Source organism: Campylobacter sp. CFSAN093259 (assembly GCF_012889985.1).
Lineage (GTDB): Bacteria > Campylobacterota > Campylobacteria > Campylobacterales > Campylobacteraceae > Campylobacter_D > Campylobacter_D jejuni.
In genome coordinates this window covers 599287-619775 of sequence record NZ_CP040617.1, presented here as the reverse complement: position 1 = coordinate 619775, position 20489 = coordinate 599287, and the positions used below count along the sequence as shown (strand labels likewise).

General features: G+C 29.7%; 19 protein-coding genes. 6 read left to right on the top strand and 13 right to left on the bottom strand.

What is annotated here, in order from left to right; genetic code table 11:
* Nucleotides 1–39 precede the first annotated feature (39 nt).
* The 8 genes from FBF20_RS03370 to FBF20_RS03335 form a co-directional block, all read right to left on the bottom strand.
* The gene (locus FBF20_RS03370; protein ID WP_002870230.1) at nt 40–687 is read right to left on the bottom strand and encodes a M48 family metallopeptidase; all 648 of its coding nucleotides are present in this window, start codon (nt 685–687) and stop codon (nt 40–42) included.
* Nucleotides 663–1979 carry an MATE family efflux transporter gene (locus FBF20_RS03365; protein ID WP_002789884.1) on the bottom strand — a complete coding sequence of 439 codons (1317 nt, stop codon included), beginning with the start codon at nt 1977–1979 and terminating at the stop codon, nt 663–665. Before FBF20_RS03365 ends, FBF20_RS03370 begins: the two co-directional genes overlap by 25 nt.
* A gap of 89 nt (nt 1980–2068) precedes the next feature.
* On the bottom strand, nt 2069–2716 hold the full coding sequence (locus FBF20_RS09050) for a DUF2920 family protein (protein ID WP_002870228.1): 648 nt from the start codon (nt 2714–2716) through the stop codon (nt 2069–2071).
* Nucleotides 2686–3297 carry a DUF2920 family protein gene (locus FBF20_RS09045; protein ID WP_072213565.1) on the bottom strand — a complete coding sequence of 204 codons (612 nt, stop codon included), beginning with the start codon at nt 3295–3297 and terminating at the stop codon, nt 2686–2688. The genes FBF20_RS09050 and FBF20_RS09045 overlap by 31 nt, the downstream gene beginning before the upstream one ends.
* A gap of 61 nt (nt 3298–3358) precedes the next feature.
* Nucleotides 3359–4099, bottom strand: coding sequence for a phosphate ABC transporter ATP-binding protein PstB (gene pstB, locus FBF20_RS03350; protein ID WP_002776307.1), 741 nt, complete (start codon nt 4097–4099; stop codon nt 3359–3361).
* On the bottom strand, nt 4096–5184 hold the full coding sequence (gene pstA / locus FBF20_RS03345) for a phosphate ABC transporter permease PstA (RefSeq protein WP_002790067.1): 1089 nt from the start codon (nt 5182–5184) through the stop codon (nt 4096–4098). The genes pstB and pstA overlap by 4 nt, the downstream gene beginning before the upstream one ends.
* Nucleotides 5181–6095, bottom strand: a complete 915-nt coding sequence (pstC, locus tag FBF20_RS03340) for a phosphate ABC transporter permease subunit PstC (protein WP_002776292.1) — start codon at nt 6093–6095, stop codon at nt 5181–5183. The genes pstA and pstC overlap by 4 nt, the downstream gene beginning before the upstream one ends.
* 9 nt (nt 6096–6104) lie before the next feature.
* A complete protein-coding gene (locus FBF20_RS03335) occupies nt 6105–7100 on the bottom strand; it encodes a substrate-binding domain-containing protein (protein ID WP_002867711.1) in 996 nt (331 codons plus the stop codon).
* A gap of 179 nt (nt 7101–7279) precedes the next feature.
* On the opposite strand from FBF20_RS03335, the gene ctf reads away from it, so the two are divergent.
* From ctf to FBF20_RS03315, 4 genes are read left to right on the top strand one after another with little or no spacing between them, the layout of a single operon-like run.
* Nucleotides 7280–7783 carry a non-heme ferritin gene (gene ctf / locus FBF20_RS03330; RefSeq protein ID WP_002852256.1) on the top strand — a complete coding sequence of 168 codons (504 nt, stop codon included), beginning with the start codon at nt 7280–7282 and terminating at the stop codon, nt 7781–7783.
* A gap of 42 nt (nt 7784–7825) precedes the next feature.
* Complete coding sequence (locus tag FBF20_RS03325) at nt 7826–9202, top strand: MBOAT family protein (RefSeq protein ID WP_002869992.1); 1377 nt, start codon at nt 7826–7828, stop codon at nt 9200–9202.
* The gene (locus FBF20_RS03320) at nt 9203–10213 is read left to right on the top strand and encodes a GDSL-type esterase/lipase family protein (RefSeq protein ID WP_002859968.1); all 1011 of its coding nucleotides are present in this window, start codon (nt 9203–9205) and stop codon (nt 10211–10213) included.
* Nucleotides 10200–11378: an SGNH/GDSL hydrolase family protein gene (locus tag FBF20_RS03315; RefSeq protein WP_168952604.1), complete on the top strand. Its 1179-nt coding sequence runs from the start codon at nt 10200–10202 to the stop codon at nt 11376–11378. The genes FBF20_RS03320 and FBF20_RS03315 overlap by 14 nt, the downstream gene beginning before the upstream one ends.
* A gap of 2 nt (nt 11379–11380) precedes the next feature.
* On the opposite strand, the gene FBF20_RS03310 is transcribed toward FBF20_RS03315, so the two are convergent.
* From FBF20_RS03310 to ppk2, 5 genes are all read right to left on the bottom strand, one after another.
* A complete protein-coding gene (locus tag FBF20_RS03310; protein ID WP_002852248.1) occupies nt 11381–12751 on the bottom strand; it encodes a TolC family protein in 1371 nt (456 codons plus the stop codon).
* A gap of 1 nt (nt 12752) precedes the next feature.
* A complete protein-coding gene (locus FBF20_RS03305; protein ID WP_002858539.1) occupies nt 12753–14678 on the bottom strand; it encodes an ABC transporter permease in 1926 nt (641 codons plus the stop codon).
* A complete protein-coding gene (locus tag FBF20_RS03300) occupies nt 14678–15850 on the bottom strand; it encodes an efflux RND transporter periplasmic adaptor subunit (protein WP_002852311.1) in 1173 nt (390 codons plus the stop codon). Before FBF20_RS03300 ends, FBF20_RS03305 begins: the two co-directional genes overlap by 1 nt.
* A 78-nt stretch (nt 15851–15928) precedes the next feature.
* A complete protein-coding gene (locus FBF20_RS03295) occupies nt 15929–17119 on the bottom strand; it encodes a M20 family metallopeptidase (protein WP_002852326.1) in 1191 nt (396 codons plus the stop codon).
* 8 nt (nt 17120–17127) lie between these two features.
* Nucleotides 17128–18009: a polyphosphate kinase 2 gene (gene ppk2, locus FBF20_RS03290; RefSeq protein WP_002852184.1), complete on the bottom strand. Its 882-nt coding sequence runs from the start codon at nt 18007–18009 to the stop codon at nt 17128–17130.
* Between the two features lie 94 nt (nt 18010–18103).
* Here ppk2 and FBF20_RS03285 point away from each other — a divergent pair, with 94 nt between their 5' ends.
* Entirely contained in the window at nt 18104–19807 is a 1704-nt protein-coding gene (locus FBF20_RS03285) for a protein-disulfide reductase DsbD (protein ID WP_002852245.1), read from the top strand.
* The gene (locus FBF20_RS03280; protein WP_002890337.1) at nt 19804–20472 is read left to right on the top strand and encodes an MOSC domain-containing protein; all 669 of its coding nucleotides are present in this window, start codon (nt 19804–19806) and stop codon (nt 20470–20472) included. Before FBF20_RS03285 ends, FBF20_RS03280 begins: the two co-directional genes overlap by 4 nt.
* Nucleotides 20473–20489: the final 17 nt, after the last annotated feature.

Sequence of the window (20489 nt, the reverse complement as noted above, 5' to 3'; positions counted from 1 at the left end):
TATGCCTTTTTTGAAAAATAAACTATAAATATAACATTTTTAACTTAAAAATTCTTTCTCTCTTTGCCTAAAATCACTCATAAAATGCTCTATAAAAGTATAAAATTCTTTGCTATGATTGGGAAATTTTAAATGGCTAATTTCATGCAAAATCACATATTCAATAGCTCTTAAACTTTTTTGAATGAGTTTTAAATTTAAATTAATATAAGCTTTATTGTGATTGCAAGAACCCCAACGTGTTTTCATATTTTTAATGCTTAAATGCGTGTAAAATAAGCCTGTTTTTTTACTCCATTTTTTAAGATAAAAAGTAAAAATCTTTTTAGCATTTTGTCTTAAAAATAAATCCAATTTTGCTTTATTTTGACAAATTATTTTATCTTTATCAAAATAAGTTTTTTTGGCATTTTCATCAAAAATAATTTGATATTTTTTAGCTAAAAAGATTAACTCATCATCTTTTAAGGCTTTTTTTTCAAATCTTTTTTTTGCCTCATTCATCCAAGAACTTGATTTATCTAAAAACTCATAAACACTTTTAAAGGTGCAAAAATAAGGAATACTAAGAACAAATTCACCCTTTTCATTTAGCCTTAATCTTAAAGTTTTTATGCATTTTTTAGAATAAAAATAGCACTCATCTTTATAAATAAATGATTTTAAACTAGAGCTTTGCCTTGCCATTTTTTACTTTTCCATCTGTATGAATTTACCATTCCACGCAAAAATTCATCTGCACAAAATCCTATCCAAACCCCTAAAATTCCAAGATTAAAATGAAAACAAAGCACATAACCCACAGGCAAAGATACCCCCATCATAAAAACAAGTCCGCTAAAAAATGGAAACTTAGCATCGCCACTTGCGCGCAAGGAATTAACCATAACTATATTAAAAGTTCGTGAAATTTCAAGAAAGATTGAAAGAGCAAATAAAGGTATCATTAAATTTTTTAGCTCTTCTTTAAGCCCTAAAATTTGCATAGTAAAATCTTGACAAAGATAGTTTAAAAACGCCACTAAAGCACTCGCTATTACACTAAAATATAAAGCACGCCAAGCATGTTTGTAAGCTATATTTTCATATCTAGCACCGACTAATTTACCTACTATAATTTCATTAGCTATGCTTATAGCTTGTCCTATAAGCATGATAAGCATTGAAATTTGAAAATAAATCGTTTGCACACTCAAACTCGCCTCACCTAAGCTTGCTACAAAAGCAAAAGCTATAGTATATTGGACTATCCACAAAAGATTTTCCCCTGCTGAAAATCCTCCTATATTTAAAACCTTTTTTAAAACTTCTTTTTCAAGTTTTATCATTTCTTTGATTTTAAGATGAATTTTAAGTTTATAAAAAAGTATCGCAAACAAAGCAACTATAGCAACAATGCGAGCAAAAATATTACTAAGCCCTATTCCAAAAAGTTCTGACTTTGTATAATGCAAAACATAATAATTTCCACAAATCACCACTATATCCATCAAAAAACCTATAAACATGACACAATAAGCCATATTATAAACCCTTACAATAGCAGCTAAAACAATACCTATGGCATCAAAAAACAAACAAATTGCAAGCATATGTAAGTAAATTTCGCTATCTTTGAGCAATTCTTGTGGAATTTTTAAAAGATAAAGCAAATACTCCCCATGCCATAAAATAAGCACACCGCATACAAAGCCTAAAAGTGCATTTAAGAACAAACTTTGATGAATCACTTTTCTTGCTAAAACATGATCTTTTGCACCAATTGCTTGTGCGATCAGCACACTACAACCCACACTTAAAAATGAAAAAATAGTGATAAAAAGATCTAAAATTTGATTTCCAGCGCCCATAGCACCAACAAGAAAATTAGAATAATGCGACACCATAGCGGTATTGATAATCACAGTTAAATACTTAGAAAGCAAATCCCAAAATATAGGAAAACTAAGTCTTGTTAAGGAGAGTTGTTTTTTTGCCATGATATTATCTTATCTCTTTTTTTAAATATTTCTTTTAAAAAACAATTCTACTTAAAAATTACTTTTTTAAATATAAATATTTAATATACTCAATTTGTTATATTTAAAATAATTTGATGATTTTCTTCTTTGAAAGTATACACTAGCTCATCACATTTATATGAGACTTCCTTCTTGCAAATTTTATCTTGCAAAGGTTCTTTTAATATTTGCAATAAATGTTTTTTAAAAAATAATTTTGTGCTCAATCCCATTCCATGATTTAAATTTTTAATAAACTTATTATCAACTTGTGAAATAGCAAAAAATTCTACTTTAAAATTTAATTCTTTTAAAATATGTACAAAATTTTCCTTATTTTTAAAAGGAGATCTTTCATCAAAAATACTATGATATACAATATATTTTGGATTTGGGTATAAGCTTTGTATTATTAGATGTTCTTTGTTTAATGGTTCTCTTATGATTTTTCTAGCATTTGAAAAATAATTTTTTGAAAATTTATTATTATTCCAATAAGTTTTATCACTTAAATATAAAAATATATTTTTAAATAAAGTATCATCATATGTTCCATGATATCTAGTAAAATCGATTTCTTTTCCAAAACCTATAAGTCTAAAAATATTTCCAAACAAATTAACAAAAGAAGAATTATCTAATATAAAATCAATACTCCAAGGAGCTATTTTTGCACATAAATTTGCTAAATATCCGCCATATGAATTTCCAAACAAAATCGTTCTAATACCCCCCCCCTCATTAGTTTAAATGGAGAATTTTCTTTTATATAAAAAATAGCATTTAAAATATCCATAGCTTGCATTATACCAAAATTTTGATATTCATTTTTAGATGGTAAAAAGCTTACATGCGTTCTTAATTTATAGTTTTGATTTAGTTTTTGATTTAATTTTAATTTTTGAATTTCTTGATCTATTCTTATAAAAGCATTATTTAGATTTTCATAAGAATTTATATCAAAAACATTTATATGGTTTAAATTGATAGTTTTTAAGCTAGTATCTAAAATGAATTTATCTATATCATCTAAATAAAAACTAGAACCCAAATGAGGTCTATTTCCTATGCAATGATAGTTAATATTAATAATAGCAACATTATAATTTCTAGCCAAGTAATCATCGACATAAATATAGTTATTCATATCTTCAGCACCACCTGGAATAATACAAACAATAGCTTCTATTTCTTTACTATCATCATAAGTCAATCTAAATTCTAATTTACTTCCCCTTTTGATATTTAATTCTACATCATCACAAGAATCTATAGAATAAATTTGGTTTATAATCATATTAAACCTTTTTTTGGAAATTTTTAATTAATTATATCATCAAATTTCCAAAAAATAAATCTCACCCAAAAGCACCGCTTAAGTAAGCCTTGGTTTTTTCTTGTTTTGGATTTTCAAAAAATTCCTTGCTTTCTCCAAATTCTATAAGCTCACCTAGGTGAAAAAATGCCGTATAATCAGCTACGCGTTTGCCTTGTTGCATATTATGCGTAACCATGATCATAGAAAGATTATGGCTTAATTCTTTCAAAAGCTCTTCAATCACGCCTGAACTAATAGGATCAAGTGCAGAAGTTGGCTCATCTAAAAGCAAAAGTTTAGGTTTGATCGCTAAAGCTCTTGCGATACAAAGACGTTGTTGTTGTCCGCCTGAAAGAGCTAGGGCATTTTGCTTTAATTTATCTTTAACCTCTTCAAAAAGCCCCACTTTTTGCAAGCAATCCACCACCAAAGCTTCTTCTTCATCTTTGTTTTTAATCATACCATGAAGTTTTGGTGCATAAGAGATGTTTTCATAAATGCTTTTTACAAAAACATTAGGTTGTTGAAAAACCATGCCTACATTTTTACGCAAGGCTACTACATCTTGATTTTTTACATCTTTTCCTTCAATTTCTACCAAACCATCGATTTTTGCGATTTTATCATTCATTCTGTTAAAACAGCGCAAAAAGGTAGATTTTCCACATCCTGAAGCACCGATGAGTGCAGTGATTTTATTTTGCTCGATTTGCATATTGATATCAAATAAAGCTTGTTTTTTTCCATAAAATAAATTTAAATTTGTTGTTTTTGCTATCACTTTAATTTTCCTTGAAAATATTTTCTTAATAATATTGCACTAAGATTTAACATAACTAAAAGTCCTAAAAGCACAATAATACCCGCTGCTGTTCTTTCTAAAAATGCACGCTCTGGCATAGCCGACCATGAGTAAATTTGAGCAGGTAAAACGCTAGTTGGATCAAAAATCGAACTAGCTACATCAGGGATAAATGCTATCATACCGATAATCATCAAAGGTGCAGTCTCGCCTATAGCCCCTGCTAAAGTCAAAATAGAACCTGTTAAAATCATAGGCATAGCTAAAGGTAGCATAATGCCTTTTACCATTTGAACCTTTGTCATACCTAAGGCATAAGCAGCATTTTTCATATTGATATCCACACTTTTTAAAGCTGCCTTAGTTGAAACAATGATAATAGGCAAACTCATGATCGCCAAAGTAAGCCCACCCACTAAAGCACTTGAACGAGGCATTCCAAAAAGATTGATAAACACTCCAAGTCCTAAAAGTCCAAACAAGATACTAGGAATACTTGCAAGGTTGTTAATACACACTTCTATAAAATGCGTAAGGATATTTTGTGGTGCAAATTCTTCTAAGTAAATTGCCGCTGCAACGCCTATAGGAACACTCACAACCATACAAACAAGCATAACAAGCAAAGTCCCTACAACTGAAGATAAAATTCCTGAATTTTCAGGAGATTTTGAGTCTCCATTTAAAAAGAAATTGCTATTAAATTTAAGCTCTATCTCGCCTTTTTGCATAAGATCATCGACTAAAGTTCTTTGTTTTTCACTAAGGCGATTATATTTTTGCTTCATATATTGATCTACTTCTGAATTTGCCAAAAGCCAAGATTTTTCAGTGATTTGCCCTGTTCTTATCTTTCTTTGCTCAGCACGAGATAAAAGATCATAAGCAGGAGAATTTCTATTAGCCTCTACAAAAATATAGGTTTGCTTAAAAGCAGGAAATCCAAGATAAGCCACACTTCCTAAAAAGATACAAAGAAAAATTAAATTAATATAAAGCCCCATTTTACAAAGTCTTTTAAAAGACTTTGAAGCTTTTTGTCTTTTTTTAAAAAGTTTTTTCATAAATTTTTCCTTTTGTGAAAGCGATTGATAAGATAAACGCTAAACATATTGATGATTAAAGTGATGACAAAAAGCACCAAACCTAAAGAAAAAGCACTTAAAGCCAAAGAACTATCAAAAGCTTGATCTCCACTTAAAGCTTCTACGATTTTTACCGTTACCGTTGTCATATCTTCTAAAAAATTTAAAGTTAAATTTGGACGCAAAGAAGCTGCCATCACCACTATCATAGTTTCGCCTAAGGCTCTTGAAAGTCCTAAAAGACAAGCTGCAACTATACCAGGAATAGCCTCAGGTAAAATCACGGCAAAAACCACTTCTTTTTTTGTCATACCTAAAGCATAAGCGCCATTAATCCTTTTCTCGCTTACTGCTTCAATACAATCTTGAGATAAAGAAGCCACTATAGGTACTATCATGATCCCCATGATAAAACCTGCACCTAAAGCACTTTGAAAGCTTGCTTGTATGCCAAATAAAGAAAAAAACCACACTATAAAAGGCGCTACAACTATAGCCGCAAAAAATCCAAAAACAACAGTAGGAATCCCTGCAATGATTTCTAAAATAGGTTTTAAGTAATTTTTAGATTTTTTGCCAGCAAAAACACCTAAATATATAGCACACATAACCCCTAAAGGTAAAGCCGTTAGCATAGCAATCAATGAAATATAAAAAGTTCCCCAAAAAAGCGATAGCGCCCCAAAAACACCTTGTTTACTCGTGCCATCTGCATTCATAAAAGCTGCATCAGCTGCCCACTGACTTGAGAATAAAAAGGTAACAACGCTTTCTTTTTGAAAGAATTTTAAAGCTTCAATTAAAATTGTAAGCATGATAGCAAAACTTACTATCACGCTTACAAAAGCACATAAAAAAAGTGCAAATTTGATTATTTTTTCTTTTAACAAAGTTTTTCCTTAAAAAACTTTTCCAGCTTTTACAAGCTCATCATTTAAAATTTTTCTATCTTCTACGTGTTTTTGAGAAGCTTTTAATTTATCATCACTTAAAGGAACAAGTCCTATTTTTTCAAGCTCTCCACCACTTTTTGCCAAATCATCACTCATATAAATTTTTGCAAAATCAAAGGCTTCTTTAGGATTTTTCTTTGCATTGATATAGATAAATAAACTTCTTGCAAGATCGTATTTTCCATCAGCAATATTTTTTTCATCTGCTTTTACACCATCAATATCTGCTGCATTGATTTTATCCACATTGCTTACTAAAAATCCATAACCAAAAAGCCCAAAAGCATCTTTATCGATAGTAAGTTTTGAAACGATTAGATTATCATTTTCACCACTTGGAATATAAGCTCCATCTTGACGTATGGTTTTATACTCGCCTTTGTATTCAGGAATTTTTTTAGAAATATCACTCATTACAAGTTCTTCTACAGTATCTCTTGTGCCTGAGCTTGATGGAGGACCATAAACGCTGATTTTACGATTAGGTAAATTTTTATTGATTTGATTCCAGTTTGTATAAGGATTTGGTATAAGTTTTCCATTTTGTGGAATTTCTTTTGCTAATGCTAAGAAAAGTTCTTTTTTTGTGATATTTAATGGAGCATTGGTTTTATTTTGCGCTAAAACTATACCATCATAACCTACCATAATCCCTACTATATCAGTAACTCCCGCTTTTTTGCAAGTTTCAAATTCGCTAAATTTCATCGCTCTTGAAGCATTAGAAATGTCAGTTATGCCCTCGCAAAATACTTTAAATCCACCCCCTGTTCCTAAACTCTCTACAATAGGAGTTTTTGTATTGTGAATCGCTGCATACTCTTCAGCTACAAAAGAAGTAAAAGGATACACAGTCGATGAACCTGCGATTTTTAAATCTGCTGCATTTAAAGCACCACAAAGTGCAAGACTTGCCACACTTAAAGATAGAATTTTTTTCATTTTTTCTCCTTAACTTTAAAAAAGCAATGGAAGTTTAAAAAAACTTGGAAACATTTTGGAAACATTTTTTATTTTGTATTTTTCTTAAATATAATTTTTAACTATCAAAAAATTTAGCTTGTTTTTAAAAAAATAATATATCATTATAAAACATTTTAAATTTTAATAAGGAGATAAGAATGCTTTCTAAAGAAGTTGTAAAATTACTCAATGAACAAATAAACAAAGAAATGTATGCAGCAAACTTATATCTTAGTATGAGTTCTTGGTGCTATGAAAACAGTCTTGATGGAGCTGGAGCCTTCTTGTTTGCACATGCAAGCGAAGAAAGCGATCATGCTAAAAAGCTTATCACTTATCTTAATGAAACAGATTCTCATGTAGAGCTTCAAGAAGTAAAACAGCCTGAACAAAATTTCAAATCTTTACTTGATGTTTTTGAAAAAACCTATGAACATGAGCAATTTATCACAAAATCAATCAATACTTTAGTTGAACACATGCTAACACATAAAGACTATTCTACTTTTAATTTCTTACAATGGTATGTAAGCGAACAACACGAAGAAGAAGCACTTTTCCGCGGTATAGTTGACAAGATTAAGTTAATCGGAGAACACGGAAATGGACTTTATTTAGCTGATCAATACATCAAAAATATTGCATTAAGTAGAAAAAAATAATCTTTGCCCTATTATGGGCAAATCTCGCTTTGGATTGAAGGTATGACTTATTTTTCTCTAGAATTTAGTATTTTAATGATAGCTTTTTTTGCTATTTATTGGACTTTTAAAAATAATTATAAAATACAAAATATTTTAATTTTAATTTTCTCTTATATTATTTATATTTTAATCAATCCTTATTTCGCCTTGGTTTTATTTATATATACCTTTTTTATACACTATTTTGCCTTGCTAATTTTTGTGCGTCGCAAGCGTTATATTTTCGCTACTTGTATAGCTTTTATTATTTTAAATTTATGTTTTTTTAAATACTTTCCTAGCATCAAAGGAAGTGTTGATGAGATATTAAATTTTTTCGGTTTAGAATTTTTAAATATTGATTTAGTATTACCAATAGGAATTAGTTTTTATACCTTTACTTCTATCACTTATCTTGTGGAAGTTTATCAAAAACGCCGTTTAGAAAGTTTTTTAAATTTAGCAACCTTCTTATCATTTTTTCCAACACTACTTTCAGGGCCTATTATGCGAAGTTCTTTTTTCTTTGAACAGGCCTATCAAAAACGCGAATTTAAACATGCAAATTTAATCATCATCTTGCTTGTTTTTGGTATAGTTAAAAAAGTTTTAATAGCCAATTACCTTGGAATTTATGCTAAAAGTATTTTAGACTTTCCACAATCTTATAATTTCATACAACTTTTAAGCGCAATTTACGCCTATGCGATTCAAATATACTGCGATTTTAGCGGATATGTTGATTTAGTTTGTGCTTTTGCTTTAATGTTAGGTTTTACCCTTCCATCTAACTTTAACATGCCTTATCTTGCAAAAAACCTAAAAGATTTTTGGGCTAGATGGCATATCAGTCTTTCAACCTTTATAAGAGATTATATCTATATACCTTTAGGGGGCAATAGAAAAGGAATGCCACGCACTATAGTTAACATACTCATCGCTTTTATACTTTCAGGTATGTGGCATGGCAATACACTTGCTTTTATTGTTTGGGGTTTATTGCATGGTATTGGCATAGTTTTTATACATTTGCTAGCTTTAAGCAAATTTAGTTTACAAAAAATTCCAGCTTTAGGAAGATTTTTAACCTTTCAATTTGTATGTTTTACTTGGATTTTCTTTTACTATAGCAAAAATCTAGAAGATGCAATAGAATATTTTAAAGCTTGTTATTATAATTTCTTCCAAATTCCATCTTATAACGATATCTATATGTTGGTTGCTTTTGGGGTTCTTTTTATGATCTATCCTTTATTTATTAATTTTAAAGAATATTGCATTAAGATTTTAAATCTTACTCCATTTTTACTAAAACCTTTTATCATAGCTTTTATTTTACTTTTGGTTTTTGCTTTTATGCCAGATGGAATTCCTGATTTTATTTATTCGAGTTTTTAGATGAGTGTGGTTAGATTTTTCTTTATTTTGATTATAGTGCTTGGCTTGGTTGTTGTAGTTATGAATCAGAGCATTAGCTCTTATATAGAACAAAAATATCACTTTGCATTCTATCCTCATAATGATCTTTTAAAAGAAGCCAATGGCTTCAAAATTAAATTAGAACAAATTCGTGCAATTTTAAGCAACGAACCCTTGCCTCAAACCAATGAAGAAACTACAAATCAAGAAAATAAATCAATAGATGAAAACTTAAGTAAAATAGATAAAGTTCTAAACACTTTAGAAAATGATGAAAACACTTCTCATAAAGAAACAAATCCAACCTTAATCCGAGATGCAAATATTAGTTTTATCGACAATACCAAATTAGAACTACAAAATGGAGATGAGTTTTTATTTATCGGAGATTCTTTAATGCAAGGTGTTGCAATAGCCTTAAATAGAGATTTAAGAAATTTAAATCTTAAGGTAACCGATCTTAGCAAACAAAATACAGGCCTTTCTTATAAATCCTATTTTGATTGGTCAAAAGCAACCAATGAAGCTTTTATTAAAAACTCAAATATTAAATATCTTGTTGTTCTTCTTGGCGCTAATGATCCTTGGGATATTAAAAAAGGAGGAAATTACCATCGTTTTGGCTCCCCTTCTTGGATAGATATTTACACAAGTCGTGTAGATGAAATCATTAAAATCGCTAAAAAACATAAAGCCAAAGTTTTTTGGTTTGAAATCCCTCCTGTAAAAAAAGAAGATTTGAACAAAAAAATACAAGTGCTCAATAAAATTTACAGCGATGAAATTCTTAAAAATAAAGAAATTTTTATCAACACTAAGCTATTTTTTAGTGTCAATGATGAGTACTCAGCTTATATAAAAGATGAAAACAATAGAAGTATAAAAGTAAGAACAGATGATGGGGTTCATTTTACTCCAAGTGGCGCAAGAGAAATGTCTAAACTTTTATTAGAACACATAAAACTTAAGGAAGAAAATGCTAGTAAATAAATTTAAAATTATCTTATTGTTTTTTATTATTTTTACTAGCTCTTATGCACAAAATTTAAATACAAATGACATAATAGATTCCATACTCAATCAAAACAAAAATCACTCTGCTTTAACAAGTTATGTATTAAAAAAAGATCTTAAAAATCTAGAAAAAAAATTAGAAAAAAATCAAAACATAGGAATTAGAATTTATGGAGATTCTCATATGGCGGCTGATTTCTTTCCGCGTGTCATAAGAGGATATTTAATCCGCTCTAACTCTATAGGTTTTGCCTATCCTTTACAGCCCAAATATCAACAAAATCTTAATCTTGTTTATTCTTATAAAAACTTTGAAATTTTAAACTCAAGAAATCCTGCTAATGCTGGACATAATTTTCCATTAGGTGGGATAATAGCCAAAGCAAAAATCAAAGGCGCAAAAATCAACCTTGATACAACCTTAGATAAAAAAAAATTCAAGATAGGATTTTTATTTAAAGCCAAACAAAATACCAATGCTTTTAGCATCAAAGATGCAAAAAACCAAAGCTATGAGTTAAGAACTACACAAATTAACAAATGGTCTTATAAAGAACTAGAACTTGATCTTCCTTTGCAAATTTCAGCCTTACAAAAAGATGCTGAGCTAGGAGGATATTTCATCACAAATAAAGATAATAATGTTTTCTTAGATACCATTGCAATCAATGGTGCCAAAAGTGATTTATGGCTCTCTTGGAATCAAGAAGTTGTAAAAAAAGAACTAGGACTTTTACACAATGATTTAATTATTCTTGCCTATGGTTCTAATGATGCACTCTTTAAAGGGTTTGAAAAACAAAAATTCAAAAATAATTTAAAAAAATGGATTAGTATTTTAAAAACTTACAATAAAAACGCTGTTATCATGCTAATCTCTCCACCAACTGTAGTTCAAAAACAAGGTAAAAACTACAAGCTTGCTCCTGATTTTTTTACCATACGCAAAGCATTATATGAAGTTGCTAAAGAAGAAAAAACTCTTATTTTTGATATGCATCAGTTTATGCAAGATAGTGGGGGAAAAAACAAATGGATAGAACAAAAGCTTTCGCTCAATGATGTACATCTTACTATAAAAGGCTATGAGCTGATGGCTAAAAAGTTACTCGAGGATTTAAAAAATATCATTGATTATTAAATTTAATACTTAGGAAATTCTAAGTTTTCATCATTAAAACTTAAAGCTGTGATTTGATAGTAAGAATTAATGGTTTTTAAAAGATTAAATCTAGCTCTTAAAAATTCTTGCTGGGTAGAATTTAAAGTATTGTTTGCATCCAAATAATCTTTTAATTCACTTTTTCCTAAAATATATTTTTCATAATACGCCTTAGTGATAAGCTCTTGTTTAATGTTAATATTTTGCAAATTTTGCAAAAGCAAGGTGTCGCTTTGATAATCTTTATAATTCAATGCAAATTCATTCATCGCACTTTGCAAGGCTTGCTCATAAGAAATTAAAAGTTGCTCATAAGTAAATTGTGAAATTTTGATATTTTGCTTTACTCTACCATAATCTAAGAAAGGTAAAGAAATCTTAACATTGCCACTTAAAATTTCAAATTTAAAACTATCATCGATTTTTTTATCACTTCCGCTTAATGCTCCACCTAAAGAAATACTAGGCAAAATAGATTTTTGCATGGAAGAATAATCCTTAAAGGCTGATTTTAAGCTATTGAGTTTAGATCTCACATCTGCACGGTACGCTAAAGCTTTTAAAGGTATATTAAAATCAGGACTTAAGGTTTTAAAATCATTTAAAGATAAAGTTTTAAAATACTCTATATAAGCAAAACCTTCTTGCCTTGCCAATAAATCTTGTAAATTTTTTATGAGTAAATTACGATTTTGATCATTGCTTAATAAATTTTGTTTAGCTCTTAATAAGCTTTGTTCTATGTTTAAAAGATCTAATTCTTCTATTTTTCCAAGCTTGTATTTATAGTTATAAAGCTCTTTCATTTGTTCTAAATTTGAAAGATAAGCTCGAAGCAATTTATCTACATCGTTAAAATAAGCCAGCTCAAACACATCATTTAAAGCTGTATTGATCATACTTATTTTTAAATTTTCAAGATCATAAGCACTTGCTTTTGCACTAAATTCACTCGCACTTGCACTATCTCTTAATTTGCCATAAATATCAAGCTCATAGCTTAAATTTAAAGAATTATTGAAATTTTTACTTTGTTTGCCTGAATTTAAATCTTTATCCGCACCAAAACCCAAATTTCCACTTAAAGTCGGATATAAATCATAATCAATCAAATCAGCTCTAGCCAAAGCCGAAAGCAAAGTTTTTCTAGCAATATTAATATCACTATTATTCAATAAAACAAAATTTAGAAATTCATTTAATTTTGCATTATCATAAGATCTATACCAATCATAAGTAAGATTTAAATCTTTCATTTGTTCTTGAGTTAAATCAACTTCTTTAGGCAAGCTAAGTTTTACACCACAAGCGCTCAAGAAAAATGCTAAAAAAATGCTAAGTATTATTTTCATTTTATTCCTTTGATAATGCACTAATAGGATTTAAATTTGCTGCATTTCTTGCAGGGAAAAAACCAAAAACCACACCGATAAACATAGAACTTAAAAGTCCCAAAAGCACAGAATAGGCATTTAAAATCATAGGAAAATCCGTACTTAAAGTATTAAAAGCAAAAATAACAAAAATCGATAAAATCACACCTAAAATCGCCCCTATAGTACAAATCATAACCGCTTCGATTAAAAACTGCATCATAATATCTTCTCTTCTAGCCCCTATAGCCATGCGTATGCCTATTTCTCTTGTTCTTTCACTTACAGAAACAAGCATGATATTCATCACTCCTATACCCCCAACAATCAAAGCAATCACAGCCACACAAGCGGTAAGTATGGTTGTAGTGCGTTTATTTGCTGTAATAGCTTGCTTAAAAGTGTCAGAATTAAAAGTAAAAAAATCCTTTTGTCCGCGTTTAATTTCTAAAATTCTTATAATAGCATTTTCAGCCAAAGTTGAACTCACATCATCTTTAACCTTAACTATGATTTCACGCAAATTTCTATCTCCTGTAAGCTTATTCATCAGTGTTGTATAGGGTATATAAAAACGTACTACATTATCTTCTATAGGCTTGTCTGTATCTTTTTGCAAAACTCCTATAATCTTAAAAGGTTGAGAATTAAAAAGCACCACACGACCTAAAATATTTTCACTTTTTTCATCAGGAAAAAGATTTTTTTTAGCATTAAAATCCAATACAGCAACATTGGTACTATTTTTTACATCATCATTATTTAAAATTCTTCCCGCATCTATCCTTAAACCTTCTATAGCAAAATTATTTACCCCTACTCCTTCAGCTCTTGCGCTTAAAGAAATATTGGTATAAGTTGCCACTCCTGAAGTATTTGAATGAGCATCAACTGCTTCTAAATATTCTAAAGATCTTAATGTTTCTAAATCACTAAAATTAAGCCTTGTTTTACCCGAACGCAAATCCCCAAATCCTTTTCCAGGGCGAATTTCAATAGTATTTGTCCCAAGTCTTGCAATAGACTCAAGCACTTTAGCTTGAGAGCCTAATCCTAAAGCTACAACACAAACTACAGAAGCAATACCTATGATGATTCCAAGCATAGTTAAAATAGAACGAAGTTTGTGTGCAAGTATGGAAGAATAAGCTATCTTAAAACATTCAAAGGCTTGATTTTTAAGCAAAGTAAGTGTTTTTTTCTCTTTGGGCATTGTTTTTAAAATAAGTTTTTCTTGAGCTTTTTCCTTTTTAGTATCGCTTAAAATTTCTCCATCTTTAATCTCTATAACCCTTTTAGCTTGTGCTGCAATTTTTGGATCGTGAGTTACTAAGACTATAGTATGACCTTGCTCGTTAAGTTTTTGTAAAATTTCAAGCACCATAATACCGCTTTTACTATCCAAAGCTCCCGTTGGCTCATCAGCCAAAATAAGCTCTCCGCCATTGATTAAAGCTCTTGCTATAGAAACGCGTTGTTGCTGCCCTCCGCTTAATTCGTTTGGCTTAGAATCTAACTTGTGAGCTAATTCTAAATCATTTAAGAGTTTTTTAGCATTTTGACTTCTTTCTTGTAAATTTTTTCCCGCATAAACTGCAGGTAAAGAAACATTTTCTTTAGCACTCAGCAAGCTTAAAAGATTGTATCTTTGAAATATAAAGCCTATTTTTTCACGCCTTAATCTTGCTTTTTCATCATTATTAAGTTTAGTGACTTCATACTCATCAAAAACATAAGTTCCACTACTTGGTGTATCTAATGTTCCTATGATATTCAAAAGTGAAGTTTTACCACTTCCACTTTGTCCTATAATAGCAACAAATTCACCTTTTTCTATACTTAAACTTACATTTTTTAAAATGGCATTTTCGCCTATATTTTTGCAAATATTTTTAAGAAAAATCATTAAAATCTCAACTTCATTTTAGGAGCTAAACCATCAGCACTTGAGCTTACTATCAATTCTTCATCTTCATTTACACCTTCTAAAATTTGAGTATTGATAGAATCTTTAATGCCAAGTTTGACATATTTTTTAACAGCTTTTTGATTTTCCAAAATTTCAACATAATAGCCTTTTGGATCGCTTTTAATTGCATAAGTTGGCACTGCTAAAACAGCCTTTGCACTTGCTACGACAATTTCATTTTGTATACTCATACCAATACGCAAAAAATCATCTTTATTGGCTACATAAAATTTTGCGTAATAATAAATAGCATTTGATGAGCTTGAGCTTGAAGAACTCGAACTTGATGAGCTTGAGCTTGTACTAGAATCACTCACTTCAGTATCAGCTGGATCTATACTTGCAATCTTAGCATGATAAGTTTTTTGAGGATCATTAAGCAAAGAAAAATCAAGCTCTGTTCCTACTTTTATCTTACTCACATCAGCCTCTGCTATTTCCATTCTTACTTCCATTTCGTCTAAATTAGCTATACGAACTATAGTAGGAGTGTTTTGATTAGCATTAACTGTTTGTCCTTCATCTACAGCTACATTAATCACAACACCATCCATAGGAGCAGTAATGGTTGTATAACCTAAATCTTTTTGTGCATTTTTAAGAGTGATTTCAAGCTGAACTACTTGAGCATTAAGCTCTGCAACATTGGCTTTTAAAGTATAATAATTATTTTTTTGAGTTTCTAAATTTTCAAGAGAACTTGCTTTAGCTGCATAAAGTTTTTGCTCTCTTTGATATTGCTTATTCGCAATCTCAAGGGCAACTTTTTTACTCTCTAAATTAGCCTTAGCACTTTCAAGCTGAGCTTTTGTAATATCTAAATCGTTTTGTTGTTTATCTTTATCAATTTGAGCGATCAAATCACCTTGCTTTACATGAGTTCCCACATCAACATAAAGTTTTATAATTTGTCCACTAACTTGAGCACCCACATCGACTTGATCTTTGGCATATACCTTTCCTACTGCCTCTATGGTTTGAGATATATCTTTTTTTTGTATTTTTTGAGTTAAATAGCTGATTTTTTCATCATTATTAAAAAAAATAAAATAAGCCCCAACACTTCCAAGTATTGCAATTAAAATGATTAAAACAATCTTCTTTTTCATAATAACAAATCCTAAAGAAAAATCAAGATTAAATTTTACTCATTTTTTGTGAATTTTTTGTGAATTTTTAATTCTATTTTATAAATTTAAAAATTCTAAAGCCATCATCACATCACCCTGCATTAAAACTTTTAAATTTTCATCATCCCAACAAAAAGTAGAACTATGATGCAAAGCTGGATGATTTAAATCCTTTGAAATTCCAACAAATACATAAGCCCCCATTCTTTCTCGTGTTAAAAAAGCAAAATCTTCAGCCCCCATGTCAGGTTTAGAAGAAACAATGATATTTTCTTCTCCTAAGACCTTTGCAAAAGCTTTTCTTGCTATTAAAACAGCTTTTTCATCATTAATCAATGGAGGAAATTCTTTAGTATATTTAAGCTTATAATCTCCGCCATTGGATTTTGCTGTAGCAGCAGCCACTTCTTCTAAAGAACTTTTTAAAATATCTTGCGTTTTATCATTTAAAAAGCGCACAGTTCCTTTTAAATAAGCATTTGTAGGAATAACATTATAAGTAGTTCCTGCACAAATTTGACCTACGGTAATCACCCCTGCTTCATAAGGGGCTAAACGTCTAGAAATAACACTTTGTATATTATTTACAAATTGCGTTGTCATAATTATAGGATCTATACAAGTGTGCGGATGAGCTCCATGCCCTCCTCTGCCAATAAATTCCAAATCAAAAATATCCGTTCCAGCCATCATTTCACCACTTACAATTTGAGCAGTATTTTCAAGCAAAGGCCCCCATAAATGACAACCAAAAACTGCATCAACATAAGGATTTTCCAATACACCTGATTCTATCATAGGTTTAGCTCCACCGCTTCCCTCTTCTGCGGGCTGAAACATAAATTTAATCGTGCCACAAAATTCATCTTTAAGCTCATTTAATATCAAAGCAGCTCCCAAAAGCCCTGCTGTATGTCCATCATGTCCACATGCATGCATCTTACCATCAATTTTTGAAGCATAGCTTAGATTAGTTTTTTCTTGCACAGGCAAAGCATCCATATCCGCTCTTAAAAGAACACATTTTGGTTTTTTCTGACTCTTCTTTTTTCCTTCTATAATAGCTAAAATTCCTGTTTTTGCAATATTTTTTTGATATTTAATGCCAAACTCATCTAAAATTTTACACACTAAATGGGCTGTATTTTCTTCTTCAAATTCAAGCTCAGGATGCATATGAATTTGATGTCTTAAATCAACTACTTTATCATAGTACTTTAGTGCTAAATTTTCAACCAGCTTTTGCATTCTTTTCCTTAATCTAAATCTTTTATTTTCTCATCTGCTTTTTTACTGTCAAGTTTTTCCAAATTCGCCTCCATTTTTCGTATTTCTTCTTCTCCACTACGCACTAATTTTGCATCAATTTTGGAAAAATCTCCAGTTTTTTTATTTGGATATTCTACCTTAGAAAGTATAAAACGCAATAAATTTAATCTTGCTTTTTTCTTATCATCAGAAGAAATAATAGTCCAAGGACAAGTTGGAGTATTAGATGCTAAAAGCATAGAGTATTTAGCTAAAGTATATTTATCCCATAATTCTTGCGATTTTTGATCCACAGGAGATAATTTATATTGTTTAAGTGGATCGCTTCGGCGTTTTTCAAAACGTTTTTTTTGCTCGTCTTTTGATACTGAAAAATAAAATTTAAAAAAAATAATATCACTATTTGAAATCATATTTTCAAACAAAGGCACTTCTCTTAAAAAATCTTTATGTTGTTGCGGTGTACAAAAACCCATAACCGGTTCTACTCCTGCACGATTATACCAAGATCTGTCAAAAATCACAATCTCACCGGCTGAGGGCAAATGTGCTATATAACGCTGAAAATACCACTGTGTTTTTTCCACATCACTAGGTTTTTCAAGAGCCACAACGCGGCAACCACGCGGATTTAAATGCTCAATCAAACGTTTAATCGCCCCACCTTTTCCAGCCGCATCACGCCCTTCTATAAGTATAAGAACCTTTAAACCCTTGGCTTTAACATGATTTTGAAATTTCAAAAGCTCAATTTGCAAATTCTTTAAATCTTTTTCATATTCTATTGTACTTTTCTTTCTTTTAACAGAAACATAAATTTCATTCTTTTTAACAACCGCTTGCGCTTTTGGAGAATTATTTTCTTGCATTTTCAAACCTTTATAAAGTATTTAAAGTAAATTTACCATAATAAATTATAATTGAAGTTAAAAATAAAGGAAAAAATAAGTTTTTAGGAAATTTATGCGTATTTTTGGTATTATTTTATTAAGTTTTTGTTTATGTTTTGCTTCTATATTATCTTTAAATGAAGCTTTTAATGTAAAATCAAACTCTTATAATAACTCTATCTCAATTGATATTGAACTTGGAAAAGATATTTATCTTTATTCTAATAAACTTAAATTATATATAAACGAAAAAGATATAAGTTCTTTGATTAATCTACCTCAAAGTTCTACAAGAGGTAATGAAAATGTTTATTATCAAAAATTAAATTTAGCTTTGCCAAATTTATTACTAGAGCGCTTTGCAAAAAATACCACAAATTTAATCAAACTCGAATTTCAAGGCTGTTCTGAACAAGGCTTGTGTTATAATCCTCAAACTTGGTACTTTGATCTCATTTCTAAAAAAGATGCTTTTGAAATTTCAAAACCTTACAAAGCTCAAAAAACAGATAAAAAAACTAAAATTGAATCTGAAGAAAGCTCTATAGCAAATTTTTTAGCAACAGATAACTTTTTTTGGATTTTGCTAAGTTTTTTTGGCTATGGACTTTTACTCTCCTTAACACCTTGTATTTTACCTATGATTCCGATTTTATCTTCTCTTATCGTAGCAAAAAGTAATGCTAAATTTTCAAAAAAATATAGTTTTTTTCTCTCTTTTATCTATGTTTTTTTCATGTCTTTAGCCTATGCTATTGCTGGAGTTATAGCAAGTTTTCTAGGAGCAAGTATTCAAGGAATTTTACAAAAACCTATTATTTTAATTCTTTTTGCTCTAATTTTCATAGCTTTTGCTTTTGCTATGTTTGGAGCTTTTCGTTTTGAATTGCCATTAAGATTTCAAACCTTTATACATAAAAAAAGCGAAAAAGGGAAGGGAGTTGTAGGTATAGCCATCATGGGATTTTTATCTGCTTTAATAGTAGGTCCTTGCGTAGCAGCTCCTTTAGCAGGTGCTTTAATTTATATAGCCAATACAGGCAATGCTTTATTAGGTGGTAGTGCACTTTTTATCATGAGTTTTGGCATGGGTATACCTTTGCTTTTCATAGGCTTAGGATTAGGTTTTATTAAACCTGGTTTTTGGATGGAAAAAGTAAAAATTTTCTTTGGTTTTGTTATGTTGGCTATGGCTATTTGGATACTTTCTAGAATTATTGAAGAAAATTACATTTTAATTGCCTATGGAATTTTAGGTGTATTTTTTAGTGTTTTTATGGGAATTTTTGAAAAAAGTTTTACAATAATTTCTAAAATTAAAAAAAGTATTTTAATTCTTATTTTAGCTTATTCTCTAAGTATTTTCCTAGGAGGACTTTTTGGGGCTAAAAATTTCTTAAATCCTTTAAATTTCAATACTATATCTGCCTCAAAACATGCTTTAAGCTATGATTATATCAACAATTTTGAACAATTAAAGCAAGAAATACAAACAAATACAAAGCCTATAATGCTTGATTTTACTGCATCTTGGTGTGAAAATTGCAAACTTTTAGATGAATTAACCTTTAGCGATGAAAGAATCATACAAAAAATGCAAAATTACAAACTTATCAAAGTTGATGTAAGCGAAAATAATAATGAACAAATTAAAACCATGAAAGAATTTAATGTTTTTGGCCCACCTGTTTTAATTTTCTTTGAAAATGGAAAAGAAAAATTAAAAATCACGGGTTTTATCAGTGCTGATGATTTATTAAAAAAAATAGAACCATGAAAATTCAAAGTTTGCAAATAGGGAAAATTAAAAACTATAAAAATTTCCAAAGCGCATTTATTAAAGATACTTACCTAGAAGAAACACAAATTGATTTTCTAGGTATTTTAGATGATCAAATAGCTGATAAAATTCATCATGGAGGCTACCATAAGGCTATTTTTGCCAACTCTTGTCAAAACTATCCTATATGGGAAAGATTTCTTAATAAAAAGCTAAATTTTGGCTCAATGGGTGAAAATTTGAGCATCGATGGGCTTTGTGAACAAAATGTTTGCATAGGTGATATACATCAATTTTCAAATGCAATACTGCAAGTAAGCGAACCTAGAAAACCTTGTGTAAAAATTTCTAAAATTCACAATAATTCAAATTTTACACATGAAATTTTTAAAACGGGCTTGAGTGGATGGTATTATAAAGTTTTACAAGTTGGACAAATACGAAAGTATGAAAATATTAAAATTTTAGAAAAAAATTCTACTTCACTTAGTGTATTTGAACTCAATCAACTTTTTTACTCCCCACATCAAGCTCTTAGACAAAATCCGATTTTATTAGATAAATTAGAAAAATTAAACTCTCTCATATCTCAAAATTGGCACGAAACGATACACAAACGCTTAAAAAATACTTACGATATAAGCTATATGGATAGCTTATAAGTTTTTAAAGTTATTTT